Source organism: Hydrogenovibrio sp. JE_KL2, from assembly GCF_009296185.1.
In the GTDB taxonomy this organism is placed as follows: Bacteria; Pseudomonadota; Gammaproteobacteria; order Thiomicrospirales; family Thiomicrospiraceae; genus Hydrogenovibrio.
The window spans coordinates 150,616-166,874 of the sequence record NZ_WBJR01000006.1 but is presented as its reverse complement, the minus strand read 5'-3'; the positions used below and the strand labels follow the sequence as shown (position 1 = coordinate 166,874).

The 16,259-nt window shown below is 42.7% G+C and carries 12 protein-coding genes and 1 tRNA gene; 2 read left to right on the top strand and 11 right to left on the bottom strand.

The window, feature by feature from the left end:
- Positions 1-276: 276 nt before the first annotated feature.
- From F8R13_RS10975 to F8R13_RS10965, 3 genes are read right to left on the bottom strand one after another with little or no spacing between them, the layout of a single operon-like run.
- Positions 277-1,728, bottom strand: a complete 1,452-nt coding sequence (locus F8R13_RS10975; RefSeq protein WP_152834508.1) for an efflux transporter outer membrane subunit — start codon at positions 1,726-1,728, stop codon at positions 277-279.
- A complete protein-coding gene (locus F8R13_RS10970) occupies positions 1,725-4,871 on the bottom strand; it encodes an efflux RND transporter permease subunit (RefSeq protein ID WP_152834506.1) in 3,147 nt (1,048 codons plus the stop codon). The genes F8R13_RS10975 and F8R13_RS10970 overlap by 4 nt, the downstream gene beginning before the upstream one ends.
- 12 nt (positions 4,872-4,883) lie before the next feature.
- Positions 4,884-5,936, bottom strand: a complete 1,053-nt coding sequence (locus F8R13_RS10965) for an efflux RND transporter periplasmic adaptor subunit (RefSeq protein ID WP_172967756.1) — start codon at positions 5,934-5,936, stop codon at positions 4,884-4,886.
- Positions 5,937-6,170: 234 nt separating this feature from the next.
- Between F8R13_RS10965 and F8R13_RS10960 the strand changes: the two genes are divergently transcribed.
- Entirely contained in the window at positions 6,171-6,857 is a 687-nt protein-coding gene (locus F8R13_RS10960) for a TetR/AcrR family transcriptional regulator (RefSeq protein ID WP_172967755.1), read from the top strand.
- Positions 6,858-6,927: 70 nt separating this feature from the next.
- Here the strand turns inward: F8R13_RS10960 and F8R13_RS10955 are convergent, their stop codons facing one another.
- From F8R13_RS10955 to rpsU, 7 genes are all read right to left on the bottom strand, one after another.
- Entirely contained in the window at positions 6,928-7,878 is a 951-nt protein-coding gene (locus F8R13_RS10955; protein ID WP_152834500.1) for a retron St85 family RNA-directed DNA polymerase, read from the bottom strand.
- On the bottom strand, positions 7,875-8,852 hold the full coding sequence (locus tag F8R13_RS10950; RefSeq protein WP_152834498.1) for a retron St85 family effector protein: 978 nt from the start codon (positions 8,850-8,852) through the stop codon (positions 7,875-7,877). Before F8R13_RS10950 ends, F8R13_RS10955 begins: the two co-directional genes overlap by 4 nt.
- Positions 8,853-9,228: 376 nt before the next feature.
- Positions 9,229-9,305: transfer RNA gene (locus tag F8R13_RS10945), tRNA-Ile, on the bottom strand.
- A gap of 80 nt (positions 9,306-9,385) precedes the next feature.
- Positions 9,386-11,170, bottom strand: a complete 1,785-nt coding sequence (gene rpoD / locus F8R13_RS10940; RefSeq protein ID WP_152834496.1) for an RNA polymerase sigma factor RpoD — start codon at positions 11,168-11,170, stop codon at positions 9,386-9,388.
- Between the two features lie 180 nt (positions 11,171-11,350).
- Positions 11,351-13,129: a DNA primase gene (dnaG, locus tag F8R13_RS10935; RefSeq protein WP_152834494.1), complete on the bottom strand. Its 1,779-nt coding sequence runs from the start codon at positions 13,127-13,129 to the stop codon at positions 11,351-11,353.
- A gap of 380 nt (positions 13,130-13,509) precedes the next feature.
- A complete protein-coding gene (locus F8R13_RS10930) occupies positions 13,510-13,962 on the bottom strand; it encodes a GatB/YqeY domain-containing protein (protein ID WP_152834491.1) in 453 nt (150 codons plus the stop codon).
- A 34-nt stretch (positions 13,963-13,996) separates the two neighbouring features.
- A complete protein-coding gene (rpsU, locus tag F8R13_RS10925) occupies positions 13,997-14,212 on the bottom strand; it encodes a 30S ribosomal protein S21 (protein ID WP_152834489.1) in 216 nt (71 codons plus the stop codon).
- Between the two features lie 312 nt (positions 14,213-14,524).
- Between rpsU and tsaD the strand changes: the two genes are divergently transcribed.
- Positions 14,525-15,559, top strand: a complete 1,035-nt coding sequence (tsaD, locus tag F8R13_RS10920) for a tRNA (adenosine(37)-N6)-threonylcarbamoyltransferase complex transferase subunit TsaD (RefSeq protein ID WP_152834487.1) — start codon at positions 14,525-14,527, stop codon at positions 15,557-15,559.
- Between the two features lie 70 nt (positions 15,560-15,629).
- On the opposite strand, the gene plsY is transcribed toward tsaD, so the two are convergent.
- A complete protein-coding gene (gene plsY, locus F8R13_RS10915; RefSeq protein ID WP_152834485.1) occupies positions 15,630-16,217 on the bottom strand; it encodes a glycerol-3-phosphate 1-O-acyltransferase PlsY in 588 nt (195 codons plus the stop codon).
- Positions 16,218-16,259: the final 42 nt, after the last annotated feature.

Genomic DNA, 16,259 nt, shown 5'->3' with positions numbered 1-16,259 from the left:
TTTTTCGTTTTTTGAAAAATTTTTAACTCGAACTTTTCAAAAAACTTCCGATTCAAACTTCTAAAATCTCAATCGGTTTTTAACTTCTCTCACAGAGCCTGTGAAAGAGATGCGTATTCTAATCACTCTGAAAATCTTTGCAAGCCCTATTCCTAACTTTTTTACACTTTTTTTACACTTTTCATCCCAATAACCAAACTTTCAACAACTTACATTTCTTGGATACGAAAAAACGCCCAAAAGGGCGTTTTTAATAGAGACCCAACCTGGTAGATTTTAACTCTTCAAGATCCAGTTTCCGCCAATAGCTTTATAGATACTGACTAAAGATGAGTAGTGCTCCAACTTGGTATTCACATATGAAAGCTGTGCGTTAAACAAGCTTCTTTGTGCATCAAGAACTTCTAGATAACTGGAGTATCCGGCATCAAAACGTTTTTTTGCCAGATCCAACGAGTTTGCCAAAGCGGTCACTTGTCTTTGTTGCGCTTCCAACTGTAACTGACTTGCATGATATTGCGTCAAGGCATCTAGTGTTTCAGCAAAGCCTTTGCGGACAGTATCTTGATATTGAATCAACATCTCTTTCTCTTCGGCTTGGCTAATTTCAACATCCGCTCTTCTCTTACCATAATCAAATATCGGCGCCGTTAAGCTAGCACCTACATTCCAATTAAACGCATCATCTTTAAACAGGTTAGATAAGGATTCACTTTGAACCCCTAACAAGCCTGTCAGACTGATACTTGGGAATAGTGAAGCACGTGCAACCCCTATATTGGCATTCGCAGCAATCAGGTTCTGCTCTGCAGCGACTACATCAGGTCTTCTTAAAAGAAGGTCCGAAGGTACCCCCATTGGTACAGACAAAACTTGATGATCTTTGAACTTTTTACCATCAGGTTTTTCGCTATCTTGCAAAATCTTCTCTGGCGATTCACCCAATAACAAAGACAATGCATGGCGCTGCAAATCTCTTTGCTCTCTTAATTTATATAGAGACACTTGAACCGAAGCCAATTCAGCTTCTGCCTGTTGAACAGATAAAGGCGTAATACTTCCAAGCTGCAACTGTTTCTTTCTTAAATCAAGCGCTTCTTTACGAGAAGTCACCGTATCTTCTGCAAGAATGACAGAGTGATCAAGTGCTCGTAAATTAAGATATGCATTGGCGATTGCTGCCGTGACACTCAAGTCGACAGCATCTTTGTTGGCTTCAGTTGCTTTTAGGCTTGCCTCAGCTGAAGCTTTCATGGAAGAGACTCTCCCCCAAATATCAACTTCATAGCTCAACAACCCACCTAAAGAATAACTATTGTATTCCGCGCCTTGGCCAACAGGATAAGTTTGATCACTAGACTTAGTACGAGAGGCTCCAGCCGTGGCATCAAGTTCTGGATAACTTCCAGCCTGGGCTTGAGTCAGGTAAGACCTTTCCTGCTTGAGACGTAGAACAGCAATTTGAATATCTTTGTTCTGCGCTCGCCCTTTTTCAATCAATTGATACAAAACTTTGTCACCGGACAAACTATCCCACCACTGTTCTTCTGTCATCTGAGCTTTTTGCACAGATGTTGGCAATGACTCTGCCCAAACTTTTGGCATATCTACTTTAGGCTTTTCATAAACAGGCATTTGACTACATGCCGCCAACAGCAATGGAGTCATCACCATTAAGTGCTTGGGTGAAAATATTTTCATGGTTTTTTTAAACTTGAAATTACTCATAATGACTCTTCTTTAGGTAAATGTTTTTCCGAAATCTTTTCTTTGGATACGTATTCTGAGAAAGCCGCAACCCATCTAAAGAACATCGGTATAAACAAAGGCGCCAAGAAAGTTGCAGCAACCATACCACCAACAACCCCTGTCCCTACAGCATGACGCGCTGCAGCACCGGCACCTTCACTCAACATAAGTGGCACCGCACCAATGGTGAATGCCAAAGACGTCATAACAATCGGTCTAAATCTTAATTTAGCTGCTTCAGTTGCTGCTTGAGCCAGATCCATACCCGCCTTACGCTTCTGCATCGCAAACTCGACAATCAAGATGGCATTCTTAGCAGAAAGCCCTATCAGCGTCAGCAAACCAAGCTCGAAATAAATATCGTTACTCAGCCCTGCCAAATGCACTGCGACCGATGCGCCAAGTACTGCGAACGGTACCGCCACAATAACGGCTACAGGAATCGTCCAACGCTCATATTGCGCAGCAAGAATCAGGAATACAAACAATAACCCGAACATAAAGGCTTGCGCACCAGCACCAGAAGCTTGCTTCTCTTGGAAAGCTTCACCAACCCAACCAAGCGTATAACCTTCAGGTAAAACCTGATTAGCCACTTCTTCAAATGCTTTTAACGCTTGACCGGAAGTATAACCCGGTGCTGGCTCACCCATCAGCTTAGCCGCAGGGAACAAGTTGAATCGATCAACAATGTCCGCACCCGTTACACGCTTAAATGAGACCAGCGAACTTAACGGTACCATCTTCCCTGTGGTAGAGCGCACAAACACCTGCGACATATCTCTAGGTCCTTCACGATATTTCGCTTCTGACTGAAGATTTACCTTATAAGTACGTCCATAAAGGTTGAAGTCGTTGACATACAAGCTACCAAAAGTCGCCTGCATCGCCGCAAACACTTGGTTAACAGGCACCTGCATGGCATTGGCTTTTTCACGGTCTAGCACTGCGCGATACTGCGGTACTTTTGTCGAGAAAGTCGTTCTTACCTGTTTCAACTCAGGTCGCTGACTTGCTTTTTTCACCAACTCATCGGTAATCTTACTCAATTCAAGCGATCCAGTACCATTACGGTTCTGCAGGTAAACTTCAAAACCACCCGTCATACTCAAGCCCATAATGGTAGGCATACCGATTGGGATTGAGAACGCATCCGGCACACGCATCAACTGCCCGAACAAAGAACCGACAATAGCCTGCTCTGATAGATTTGGGGCTTTACGCTCGTCCCAAGGTTTCAGTTTCACAAAAGAAACCCCTGAATCCGTTTTTTCCGCAAATGTCTGTAAATCAAACCCTGCAAAACTGATCGCATGCTCAACACCTGGGTGCTTACGTACCATTTCCGAAACTTGATCTCTTACCTTTTCGGTTCTCGACAAAGAACTGGCTGGGGGCAAGTATGACAAAACAAACATCGTTCCTTTATCTTCCTGCGGAATCAAACTTTTTGGAATTGTTGTTAATTGCTGATACGTTAAAGCACCCAAACCAATAAACAAAATAAGACTCAACAAGCTATAACGCATGATCTTGCTTACACCCGCGCCAAACTTATCGGTTAACCACCCAAAACCAGCATTGAATTTATCGAAAAACTTACCTGTAACCTGATGTTCCGGTTTAATTAGGTTCGCACAAAGTGCCGGCGTCAGTGTCAATGCCACAATCCCGGAAATCGTCACCGATACCACAATGGTGATCGCAAACTGCTTATACATCTCCCCCGTCAAACCTTGAATAAAGGCAACCGGGATAAATACCGCGGAAAGCACCAGCACGATTGCGATAACCGGCGCGGTTACTTCATGCATCGCCTTTATCGTCGCCTCTCTAGGGCTCAACCCTTCGGAAGACATGATCCTCTCTACGTTTTCAATAACGATAATGGCGTCATCCACCACGATACCTATCGCAAGAATCATCCCGAACAGCGTCAGCTGGTTTATCGAAAAGCCTAATAAATAAAGCCCGGCAAAAGTACCGACAATCGACACCGGAATCGCCAACACCGGAATAATCGTCGCACGCCAGTTCTGCAAGAACAAAAACACCACCAGTACCACCAGCAACAAGGCTTCAAACAGTGTTTGCACAACTTTTTCAATGGAGATTTTCACAAACTCTGTCGTATCGTATGGAATGGCATACTTCAAACCGACAGGAAATTTCTCTGACATACGATGCATTTCCTGGTCAACCAATTTGGACACTTCCAAGGCGTTTGCACCCGGCTGCAAGAAAATCCCCAGAGGAACCGTTGGCTTGCCATCATAAGTCGCATTAAAGTTATAGGCTTGCGCCCCCAACTCCACACGCGCCACATCTTTTAGTCTTAAGCGGCTACCATCCTTATTTGCTCTAAGAATAATATTCTGAAACTCTTTTACATCACTGAAACGACCTTCCGTCGTGACCGTATAAGTAAACGCCTGAGGCTTATCCATCGGCTCTTGACCAAAACGACCCGCTGCAAACTGAGAGTTTTGCCCACGAATAGCCGTCGCGATATCGCTTGGCGTTAAACCGTATTTCGCCATTTTGTTCGGGTTAAGCCAAATTCGCATCGAGTAGTTCTTACTACCGAATTGGCGAACTTCTCCGACACCCGGAATACGCTTCAAGTCATCTAAAACGTTAATCAAACCATAGTTGGCAATAAAGACTGTATCCAAACTAGAGTCTGGTGAATACAACGCAATAACCTTAAGAATACTGTTTGAACGCTTGTTCACCTGCACCCCTAAGCGCTGAACCTCTTCCGGCAACTGACTCAAGGCACTCTGCACCTTATTGTTAACATCAATCGTTGCCTTGTCCGCATCCGTGCCAATCTTAAAGGTAACGGTTAAGTTCAATGTCCCTGCCGACGACGTGGTACTGTTAATATAAATCATATTATCAACACCGTTAATCGCCTGCTCTAAAGGCGCCGCAACCGTACTAGAAATGGTTTCAGCATTAGCTCCCGGATAGCTTGCCGTTACATTTACCTGCGGCGGAACAATCTGAGGATACTCAGCAATCGGCAGTGCTTTCATACCGATATAACCGGCAATCACAATAATTGCAGAAAAAACCGTCGCCATAACCGGACGGTCAATGAAAAACTTTGAAATCATGAAGACGTCCTTTTATTTATTCGCTTGTGCTTTTGGTACTGCGCCTGGAACAATAGGGGAAACCGGCGTATTCGGACGCAACTTAATCAGGTTTGCTGTAACCACCTGATCACCTTCTTTAAGCCCGCCATTCACCAAGAACTTATCGCCACTTGTTGTCGCAATCTGTATCGGCATCAAATTCGCCACGCCATTTTTCACAACATAAACAAACGCCTGCTGTCCAACTTGCAACACCGCTTTTTGAGGAATCGTAAACACACCTAGTCGCTTCGCTCCTGACAAACGTATCCGAACAAATTCACCCGGTAGCAAAACGTGATTAGCATTCGCGAAAGTTGCTCTTGCCATCACACTCCCCGTGCTCGTATCGATTTTACTGTCTGTAAAATCCAACACACCTTTGCCAATGACCTTTTGATCCTGTCCGATCATCTCAGCATCAAACTTTCTATCTGCAGGCATTACCAGTTGACCTGACGCAACCAAACTACGTTGCTCACTCATGTCATTATCTGGAATCGAAAAGTTCGCATAAATCGTGTCTAAATTCGTAATAGTCGTCAGCGTGCTATTAGCAGCAGACGTGCCTACCAAACTACCAACATCTTGTTGTTTCTGACTTGTAAAACCTGAAATCTCAGCTTTCACTTTCGTATAACCCAAATCAATTTGTGCATCACTCAAAGAAGCTTTTGCACCTTCAAGACCGGCTTGAGCCAACTCAAAACTGGACAATGCATTGTCCACTTCCTGCTCACTTACCGCCTTGTTCTTATACAAACCTTTAACACGCTTATATTCACGCTCGGCTTGCTTCACCTTCGCTTCTTCAACATCCACTTGCGCTTTTGCTTGAGTTACTTTTGCTTGATAACGTCTTGGATCAATCAAGTACAAATCCTGCCCTGCCTTGACCTTATCACCGTCCTGGTAATACTTCTTCTCCAAAATACCCGACACCTGAGCAACTACTTGTACCTGTTGCGCAGCTTCCGTTCTAGCAGGATATTCATAAATTACAGGTACATCCGTTTTTTTCACAACAACAACCGGGGCAGGCATTGGAGGTCTCTTTTGTTCAGCAACAGCCGATGCACTAAATAGAGCAGCAACCAATGAAACGACAGTCATTTTTCTTGTCACAACAAAGTTAAAGCCATACATATATCAACATCCCATTAAATAAAAAAATTAAATTTGAACAATAGTGTAGCATACATTACACTTCGTTTGTCTATAGGGAATAATGATTATTTTCTAAAATGAATGATAAAATACCACGCCATGGAAGATATATTGAAAACTCAAAACACAGATTGCCAGCAAACAGACAACTCGGAAGCCTCATTTACCAAAGGCGTTGATTGTATTTGCACCACCAAACGAGGCATTGCTCGACACCAAAAACTTCTCGAAGTTGCCACCGCCGCATTCCTTAAAAATGGATACGATGGTGCGAGTGTCAACGAAATTGTAAAAGAAGCAGGCGGCTCTCTAGGCACACTCTATAGACTATTCGGCAATAAACTTGGTTTATTTGAAGCCGTGCTAAAAATCAAAACCAGTGAACTCTTTGATGACTTTGAATCAGAAGACGTCTGGACAGACGACATCAAAACAAGTCTCCTGAACTTTGGTCGACGACTCCAAAGTCTCGCACACAAACCAGACGGACTTTCCCTGTATAAAATCGTTGTTGCCGAAAACAGCATCGACAAACAAGAAATTCAAAGAATCTTCTATACACACGGCCCACAAAGAGCCAATCGCATCCTTTCTTCCTACCTGAAAAAACAAGTCAACTGCAACAAAATGCGCATTCAGAACTGCGACATGGCTGCCAATCAATTACTTGAAATGATCAAAGCCCCTCTAATGAAATGCTTACTCGGCATTGTCACCACACAAGAAGAACTTGATACAGCCCTCTACCAAGGTGTAGACATTTTCTTAAGAGGCACGCTCGTTAATAGAGAAGACTAAAAGTTTCCTTTAACTTAGGATTCCATCAATAACTGTACTTAGAACTCTGCTGACTCATATTCAAGCGGATTCATAATTCAGGTGTATTTTCGAAATTAAACCTTAATAGAGATTCAACAACATCGCGTCCATATTTTCTAATTAGAAAAGCTTTAAAAGAAGGCTCAATAAAAATTGCAAAACTAATTTCACCTGATAACTTTGCCGCCAATTCTGCCTCTAATTGATTTAAAGAATATCTATGCACTTTTGATGATAACAAACGCTTTTTATCCCTTCCAATTGATAGCTTATTATCATTTGTTATAGTGACCCCGGTTATATGTCGATTATGTGCTTTAGAGGAGAATACTGTTTTATCTTTATTTATGCGAATTAAGCCAAAATAATCTTTATCCAAAACTCCTTCAACTAACTTTGGTAGATCAAACAAAGCTCCGTCTATTTTAGAGGAAAAGACAAGATCATCCGCATAACGACTATAGGTTATATTTCTTTTCTGACACAACTCATCAATCTGTTTATCAAACTCAAACATCACAGCATTTGATATTAAAGGAGAACTAGGAGCTCCAATACTTAATATAAATGGAGATTTCCTTGTTTTTTTCATAAAAAATACTTTTTGAAGCAAAGCGTAATCTTGCTTAGAAAAATGAATATCTTGCTTTAATAGTGCATCAAAAAAGAGTTCTGGAACTATACTCGGGAAAAAATCTTTAAAATCCATTTTCAGAAGATATGGATTAGCTTTATGTAGCAGCGCGTTATCTTTGATACTAAGCCCTTTACGATAGGCTAAAGCCTTATGATGAATGATTACTACTTCTTCTAAATGCTCGACTAAGATTTTTTGGATAAACTTTAACTCTTTAGAAGGCTGTGAAATAATCCTAAACCCATTTCCAGATCTTTTTGGAATTGGATAATGTTTATACCGATGGGGTGCTGTTGAAATAAACTTTTTCAACTCAGAAGAATGAAACATAAGGTTGTCACTTAAAAATGCAAGCAAGCTCATTGCTCATCGCTCTTTTGTAAATCATGAATCATTTTAGCAACAGTTTTTCTTTTTCTCGCTTGTGAACTCTTGTCTTCAATTAAAATCTTCATCATTTTAAGTTTGAGCTTAGTGGTTTCTATACGCTGCTCTCCAAGCTTATAACCAAGCTTAACCATCTGCACACTTGGTTTTTGCGGGTAATAGTAAACATTTCCACCATATTCGTATTTTTCGATAAGACGTAATTTTTGGAGCAGATATAAATGACGCTTTAAACCTAACTCAATTTCTTGAAAATTCATTCCCAAACCTAACGTGAGAACGTGCTCAATATCATTTATTAGCATAGGGTATGACATTCTTATAATTTCATAGACCAGAAGTGCCATGTCCCCAGAATTATTTTGATAGAATTTTTTAGATTTTATCTGTGATGTAATTTTCTCATTTAGCTGCTCGCAAAGGTCTATTAAATTGTCTTTAGAAAAACTTGTGGCTTCTCCTTTAGGCCATGGATAAATAAGAACGGAATCATTTTCTTTTGATCTTATAAATTCAAGAGGACCTAAGTAAATAAAGGAATCGGCATCCTTAGTTTCCTCACGAGGAGCAACAATAACCAATTTTTCAAACACACTGGGTTTGCTACAAAAAATTCCAAGTTCAACCAATGAACCAGGGCTTTCGAGAAAGATAAGTACTAATGATGAAATATTGGCTATTTCATCTTCAAAAACAAGAAGATCGGTGTAAGTATTTTGATGAAAGTAATCTTTAAAATCTTCAGCTTGAACAATTGCATCATGAATTACAGGATAATCTGAAGCTGTATACCCAACAAATTGATCTCTGAAACTTTTATAGGGTGGTGACTGAATATCCACAACTCCACCACAAGTAAAAATATGATGTTCAGATCTTTCAATAGCAACCTTCTGCAGATCAACTTTATTGAATTCCCTTTCTAAAAGTTCTTCTATTGATTTACACACTAAGAAAAATCACATCTGTATTACATAAGAAATTAGATGGCTCTTTACACTAATGGGGCGAAAAATTAATTTCTTGAGTGACTTTAGGCACGAAAGAAATTAATTCTTTCGCCCACCAAAAACACTCAATAAGTTAGGGTCCGTCGAATCGACAGACATAGCAAAATTAAGTAAGCTACAACGCTAAAGAGCCATTTTTTGATTTTACATGAAAACGATGCATGTAGTCTACAACGCACTCAAGTTACATAACAAACAACACGATATGATCAGGTTAAACTTGCTAGAGATACGCCACCAAAATATAAAGTTAAATGAAAACCGCAAAAGCTAAACAGACAAATTCCTTTATGGAAATGATTTATATGAAAATAAATGGTGCCTCCTCTGTGACTTGAACACAGGACCTACCGATTATGAGTCGGGTGCTCTAACCAACTGAGCTAAGGAGGCGAGATAAGAAGTGAACCCTAGAACGGGTTTTGAACGGTGCCTATTATATTCATATATAAAGACACCGTAAGACTTTTTGGTTAGTCTAAGAAGCTTTTCAAACGTTCCGCGCGGCTTGGGTGACGAAGTTTACGCAAAGCTTTTGCTTCAATCTGACGAATACGCTCACGTGTTACATCAAACTGCTTACCAACCTCTTCCAACGTGTGATCTGTATTCATACCTAACCCGAAACGCATTCTCAAAACTTTCGCTTCGCGAGGCGTTAAGGTACTTAACATTTCACGAACGGTTTCACCCATACCTTCCAAGTCTGCAGAATCTTGTGGAGAAAGGATGTTTGAATCCTCGATAAAGTCTCCCAAAGAAGAATCTTCATCATCCCCAACAGGCGTTTCCATAGAGATAGGTTCTTTAGCGATTTTCATCACTTTGCGAACCTTATCTTCTGGCATTTCCATTTCTTCTGCCAGCTCTTCTGGCGTAGGCTCTCTACCCATTTTTTGCAATAACTGTCTTTGAATACGGTTCAACTTGTTGATTGTTTCAATCATGTGAACCGGAATACGGATAGTTCTTGCTTGGTCAGCGATAGAACGCGTGATTGCCTGACGAATCCACCAAGTCGCATAAGTCGAGAACTTGTAACCACGACGGTATTCAAACTTCTCAACCGCTTTCATCAAACCGATATTCCCTTCCTGAATCAAATCCAGGAACTGCAAACCACGGTTGGTGTATTTTTTCGCGATAGAGATTACCAAACGAAGGTTAGCTTCAATCATCTCACGTTTTGCAACGCGAGCCTGGCTTTCAAATTTACTTAGATTTTTGTATGTTTCTTTGAACAGGTTGACTGGCATCTTTTCAGATTTTTCAATCATCGCCAGTCTTTTTTGTGCACGCTTAATGTCTGCACGAGAAGCTTCAAGCTTTTCTGCTTTTTCTGGGAAAGCTTCGATCAAACGATCAACAATCGTATAGTCAGTTTCCGAACCAACAAAGACTTCCAAGAATTTAGGGCGAGGCACACCGATTTCGCGCATAACCAAGTTAACGATATTGCGCTCTTGCTCACGAATAGAGGAAATACGGGATTTAATGGATTTAATAATACGGTTTACGAAAACTGGAGACAGCTTAACAGATGCCATCATATCAACCAGCTCGGCACGCTTGGCAACAGATTTCTTGTCGTTGTAGCCGTTTTTCTCTTCAAGCTTCAAGACTTCTTCATTCAGCTTGCCAAGATTCGCCAAAAACGCATCCAACTCTTCTTGGTCGATCCCGTCTTCTTTTGGCTCACCGGAATCATTGTCCGGAGACAGCTCTTCAACAGGAATATCAACCAAATCCGCAGGACGGACAAACCCTTGAATCAAGTCGGCGATTTTACCTTCACCATCGTCGATCTTACCGAAAGAATCTAGCAGGTCTGTTGCCATTGCTGGGTAAAGCGCCATAGATGCCAACATATCACGAATACCGTTTTCGATACGTTTAGCAATCTCAACTTCGCCTTGGCGAGTCAGCAACTCAACTGATCCCATTTCACGCATATACATACGAACCGGGTCAGTGGTACGGCCAAACTCGGCATCTACTTCCGCCAATGCCAAAATCGCTGCCTCAGCCGCTGCATCGTCGAAGGTTTCACCTTCTTTTGTTAACAACTCATCAGCATCTGGCGCAGAATCGAATAATTGGATCCCGAAATCACGCAGGATGGTTAGGACTTGACCTAATTGGTCTTCTTCAATATCATCAGGCAAAACATCGTTTACATCAGAAAAGGTCAAGTACCCTAATTCTTTTGCTCTTTCAATCAGATCGATTAATTGCTGCTTTCTTTCTACTCTAGTCATGTTTGCCCCAATTTATTGCGCCAAAGCCCCGCTATCCGGAAACTACCCGAAAAAAACAAGACCGCAAATTATACTAAAATTTTTTAGATAAATTTAAACTTTTGTACCAATAAGACCTTAATTTTTATAGATTTGTCGTCTCCTTATGTAGGGACGACAAACGCATTATTCAAGTTAAACTTATTTTTTTATGGATTTTTGCAACTCAAACCATGTACTCAAAGCATCCATATCCCCGGCATTTTCGGGCGTGGTTTTTTTCAGAGCACTCTCGGTTGTTAGCTCGTTGGTGATTTGCATTGCTATCTGCTCATACAGAGAGCTTAAAAACTCATCATCGTCATTCAGCGGTATTGCTCTAATCTGCTCTAGAACTTTGACTCGCTTAGCGTCTGAAAACCACTGCTCCCAAGACTCCAGCAAATACCCATTTTCCTTCAGCACGGACAAGGCTCGTGCAAAAAAACGAAACTCGGCGTTTTCCGACCCTGTTAACAATGCCATAAAGTCATCATCAAACACCTTGCCCCAGCTTGGTCTCTTGAATAGCACAGCAAACATTTGTAGCACAATGCTCTTGGCCTTTAGCTTTGTGATTTCAACCGGTTTTTTGTCTCGATGTTTTTGGGTAGAAGCTATACGCAACCCCATGATTTGCCCCAAGCGCCACACAGGCAAATCCACCCGTTCTGACAACACTTTGGTCAGTAAATCTGGCATGGCCGCCTGCGCTTGTGCTATATAGGGTTTTGACAGTGAAATCAGTTGCTGCTGTCCTTCAATAGTGGATATCGGCATGGAAAGCTTCGCCTCAAGCCCATTAAATAAGAAGGTAGAAATCGACATGGCCTGAGCAACGCGTTTTTGAAAACCTTCAACCCCCTCTTTCCTAACGGTTGAATCAGGATCTTCTCCCTGATCCAAAAACAGGAACTTCACGGTTCGGGTTTCCGTCAGCAGTGGTAATGCAAGCTCCAATGCTTTCCAAGCAGCTTTTTTACCGGCTTCATCACCATCAAAACAGAAGACAACATCGTCCACTTGACGGAAAAGAATATCCAAATGCTCAGCGGTGATTGCCGTACCTAATGTTGCCACCGCATTACGAATACCAAACTGTGCCAAGGCAACCACATCCATATACCCTTCAACCACCAAAACATGATTAAACGCCTGGCGTGACTGACGCATTTCATATAAACCGTAAAGCGTATAGGTTTTGTGGAAAATCGAGGTTTCAGGAGAGTTTAAGTATTTAGGTTGATCTTCAGGGTTAATGATCCTGCCACCAAAGGCAATCACGCGACCGCGCCCATCACGAATCGGAAACATGATTCGGTTACGAAAGCGATCATACGCACGGCCATTATCTTTTTTGACCAGCATACCCGTCTCAACCAATTGTGCTTTCATGGCTTCATCGGCGTGCAGCCCGGAAACCAAGTTGTCCCATCCGTCTGGTGCGTAGCCAATGACAAATTCTTTCGCGATTTCGGAAGTCAGCCCGCGAGACTTAAGATAAGCCTTTGCCTGATCGGACATAGAATGCGAACGAAGTTGAGCGCGATAATATTTGGCAACCGCAAAGGTCACATCGTACAAATCTTTGGTTTTTTGCTGCTGCTCTTGTTGCTTAGGGGTAAGCTTTTCTCTCGGCACTTCCATCCCAGTCATTGCCGCAAGCTGCTCAACCGCCTCAACAAAGCTGAGGCCATCATACTCCATCAAAAATTTCAGGGAATCACCGCTCGCACCGCAACCGAAGCAATGGTAAAACTGTTTTTGTGGATTAACGTTAAATGACGGCGTTTTTTCGCTATGAAATGGACAACAGGCCTTATAGGTCGTTCCTGCCTTTTTTAAAGGCACACGCTGATTGATCACCTGCACAATATCACTGCGCGCAAGCAAATCTTCGATAAACGAACGTGGGATACTTCCTTTATTTGATTGAGCCATCAGCCATCTCGTTCACACCTTATCCACAGAAAAATACACACGGTCATATCAATTAACTCTTAGTGAGATTCTGCGGAACTTAAAGACCACTTTTTCTAGGCGTGGCTCGCGGTCCTCAGTCTTTCTAAGGTCAAGAGGCACAACAACGAAAAAGAGGCCTTTAAGCTCCGCCCGAAGGGGCTTAGCTAAATTCGCCAACTCTGCGTTATGAAGCCTTGCAAGGTCTAGACATTACATTAGCTTCACGCCTTGATTTGACAAATTTAGCGTTGCCAGAATCCACTAGGGGTTAATCGATATGACCCACCTAAAACGCAAAAAACCCGACAGTTTTCACTATCGGGTTTTTCGAGATGAAATCAATTTCAGTCTGTCAGCGATTAGGCGAGTTTTGCTTTAATCAACTTACTCACTTCTGCCATGTCTGCACGGCCTTGCATCTTAGGTTTCAACAACCCCATGACTTTACCCATGTCCTGCATCGAAGCGGCACCGGTTTGTGCTACTGCTTCGTCAATCAACCCTGAAATTTCATCTTCAGTCAAAGGGCTCGGCAGGAAGGATTGAATAACAGTCATCTCAAAAGCTTCTTGCTCTGCAAGCTCAGGACGTCCAGCGTCCACATATTGCTGTTGAGAATCACGACGTTGCTTAAGCATTTTGTCTAGGATCGGCAAAATTTCCGCATCATCGTCTACTGTAGTCTGATTATCTACTTCAACCTGCTTGATTGCAGCAAGCATGGAACGGATAACCGTAAGACGCTCTTTTTCTTTAGCCTTCATCGCTGCCTTCATTTCTGAAGTCAGATTGGCTTTGATTTCACTCGACATTAATTAACTTACCAAATCTACTGGGCAAATCAAATTAATATAAACGTGTTGTACGACGGTTTTCGCGAGACAAACGTTTTGCTAGACGCTTAACTGCAGCCGCTTTCATACGCTTACGAGCCCAAGTTGGCTTTTCGTAGAATTCGCGTTTACGTGACTCAGTCAAAACACCTGCTTTTTCGCAAGCACGCTTAAAACGACGTAGTGCAACGTCAAATGGTTCTGTATCTCTAACTTTTACGCTTGGCATAATAATCTCTTGCTTAAAAAATTCTTTGTTGGACTTCTCGTTGGGCTTAATTTATCTAATTTAAACAATAGATAACCCAGCCGAAAGTCGGGGAAACGCGAATTATAAAATTATGAAACACTTTTTGCAAATGAATTTCATGAAAAAACTTTTATAGAAACCAAAGGAATTTCAAGCAAATATCTAAATTCGCGCCTTGTCGGATTCGCATTTGGTAAAATTCGTTTTTATTTTAATGGTGTAGCGGGTTCGATTGCTACCTAAAATCGCTTAATTACCACTTAATTTCAGTTAATTTTCTATCGGCAGACTATGCAAACTTCTCTTACTCTTGGCATCGAAAGCTCGTGCGACGAAACAGGTGTCGCTCTATATCATTCCGAAAAAGGTTTACTGGCGCATACACTCTATAGCCAAGTCAAACTTCACGCTGAATATGGCGGAGTCGTCCCCGAGTTGGCTTCTCGCGACCATATTCGTAAACTTCTGCCGTTAATTCACCAAACCATCGAAGCTGCACAAATCGACGCCAAAGAAATTACCGGCATCGGCTATACCGCTGGCCCTGGCTTGATGGGCGCCCTTCTATCCGGTGCCGCGGTAGCGCGCAGCTTGGCTTATGCATGGAAAATTCCTGCGGTTGGCGTTCACCATATGGAAGGCCATTTGCTCGCGCCTATGCTGGAAGAAAACAAACCTGAATTTCCTTTTATCTGCCTGTTGATTTCCGGCGGCCACAGTATGATTATCCGCGTGGACGGCATAGGACAATACAAACTACTTGGCGACACCTTGGATGATGCCGCAGGGGAAGCTTTTGACAAAACGGCAAAAATGCTTGGCTTAGGCTATCCCGGTGGACCGGAAGTATCCAAACTTGCCACACAAGGGGAAACGGGGCGTTATATTTTCCCCAGACCCATGGTGGACAGACCTGGGTTGGACATGAGTTTCAGTGGCTTGAAAACCTTCACTTTGAATACTTGGCTTGCCGCGCAAAAGCAAGGCGATGATAGCGACCAAACCAAAGCGGATATTTGCCGGGCGTTTGAAATCTCCGTAGCGGAAACCCTGGCGATAAAATGTAAGCGCGCTCTTGAACAGGAAGGTTTGAACCGTTTGGTGGTTTCCGGTGGCGTGAGCGCCAACCGTGAGATTCGTGCAAAGTTGGATGTGCTAATGGCGAAACGCAAAGGGGAAATATTCTATCCTCGACTGGAGTTTTGTACCGACAACGGCGCGATGATTGCCTATGCCGCCGCCAAACGACTGGATGTAGGAGAACACAATGACTTGAACTTTGCCTGTCGTCCGCGATGGCATTTGGAAGAGTTGTCTGCGATCTAAATCTCTCGCCCCCCCCAACCTGGCAGATTTAACGCTTAAAATCTGCCAGGTTGGGGTATAACGAATAATATTACTTCTCTTCGCCGCGAACCAACCGCATGATATTGGAGCGATGGCGCCAATACAGAATCAACGTCATAATCATGGTGACAGCAACCCACGAAGGTTCACCGGAAATAAAGTGAATATAAAGCGGAGCCAATAACGTTGCCACCAACGCCGAAATAGAAGAAATCTTCAACACCTTGGCAACAAACAGCCACGTTCCGGCAACGGCCAGACCAATCAATGGTGACAACCCGAACATCACGCCCAACATGGTTGCGACACCTTTCCCACCTTTAAAACCGAAAAACACCGGATAAAGATGTCCGATAAATGCTGCAAACCCAACGGTCACAACCAATGCCGGCGGCATCCCCATCATGTTGACAACCGCAACCGGAATCAGACCCTTCAACAGATCGCCCGCTAGCGTAATGGCAGCAGGCTTGGTGCCGTAAAGGCGCTTGACGTTGGTCGCCCCCGGATTACCGGAACCGCTCTTTCGAGGATCTTCCAACCCCATCAGTCGACAAACGATAATCGCCGATGACAACGAACCGATCAGATACGCGCCGGTCAAAATAGCGATATTTAAAAGTGATAACTCATTCATAATACTGTCCGTCATTAGATTGGCGAACATTTTAATCGGTTT

Bases quoted from the DNA above. Each gene is read 5' to 3' on its own strand.
- rpsU (WP_152834489.1), bottom strand. From the start codon at position 14,212: ATGCCAAGCGTAAAAGTTAGAGATACAGAACCATTTGACGTTGCACTA.
- F8R13_RS10975 (WP_152834508.1), bottom strand. From the start codon at position 1,728: ATGAGTAATTTCAAGTTTAAAAAAACCATGAAAATATTTTCACCCAAG.
- rpoD (WP_152834496.1), bottom strand. From the start codon at position 11,170: ATGACTAGAGTAGAAAGAAAGCAGCAATTAATCGATCTGATTGAAAGA.
- dnaG (WP_152834494.1), bottom strand. From the start codon at position 13,129: ATGGCTCAATCAAATAAAGGAAGTATCCCACGTTCGTTTATCGAAGAT.
- F8R13_RS10965 (WP_172967756.1), bottom strand. From the start codon at position 5,936: ATGCCTGCCCCGGTTGTTGTTGTGAAAAAAACGGATGTACCTGTAATT.
- F8R13_RS10955 (WP_152834500.1), bottom strand. From the start codon at position 7,878: ATGAGCTTGCTTGCATTTTTAAGTGACAACCTTATGTTTCATTCTTCT.
- F8R13_RS10970 (WP_152834506.1), bottom strand. From the start codon at position 4,871: ATGATTTCAAAGTTTTTCATTGACCGTCCGGTTATGGCGACGGTTTTT.
- plsY (WP_152834485.1), bottom strand. From the start codon at position 16,217: ATGAATGAGTTATCACTTTTAAATATCGCTATTTTGACCGGCGCGTAT.
- tsaD (WP_152834487.1), top strand. From the start codon at position 14,525: ATGCAAACTTCTCTTACTCTTGGCATCGAAAGCTCGTGCGACGAAACA.
- F8R13_RS10930 (WP_152834491.1), bottom strand. From the start codon at position 13,962: ATGTCGAGTGAAATCAAAGCCAATCTGACTTCAGAAATGAAGGCAGCG.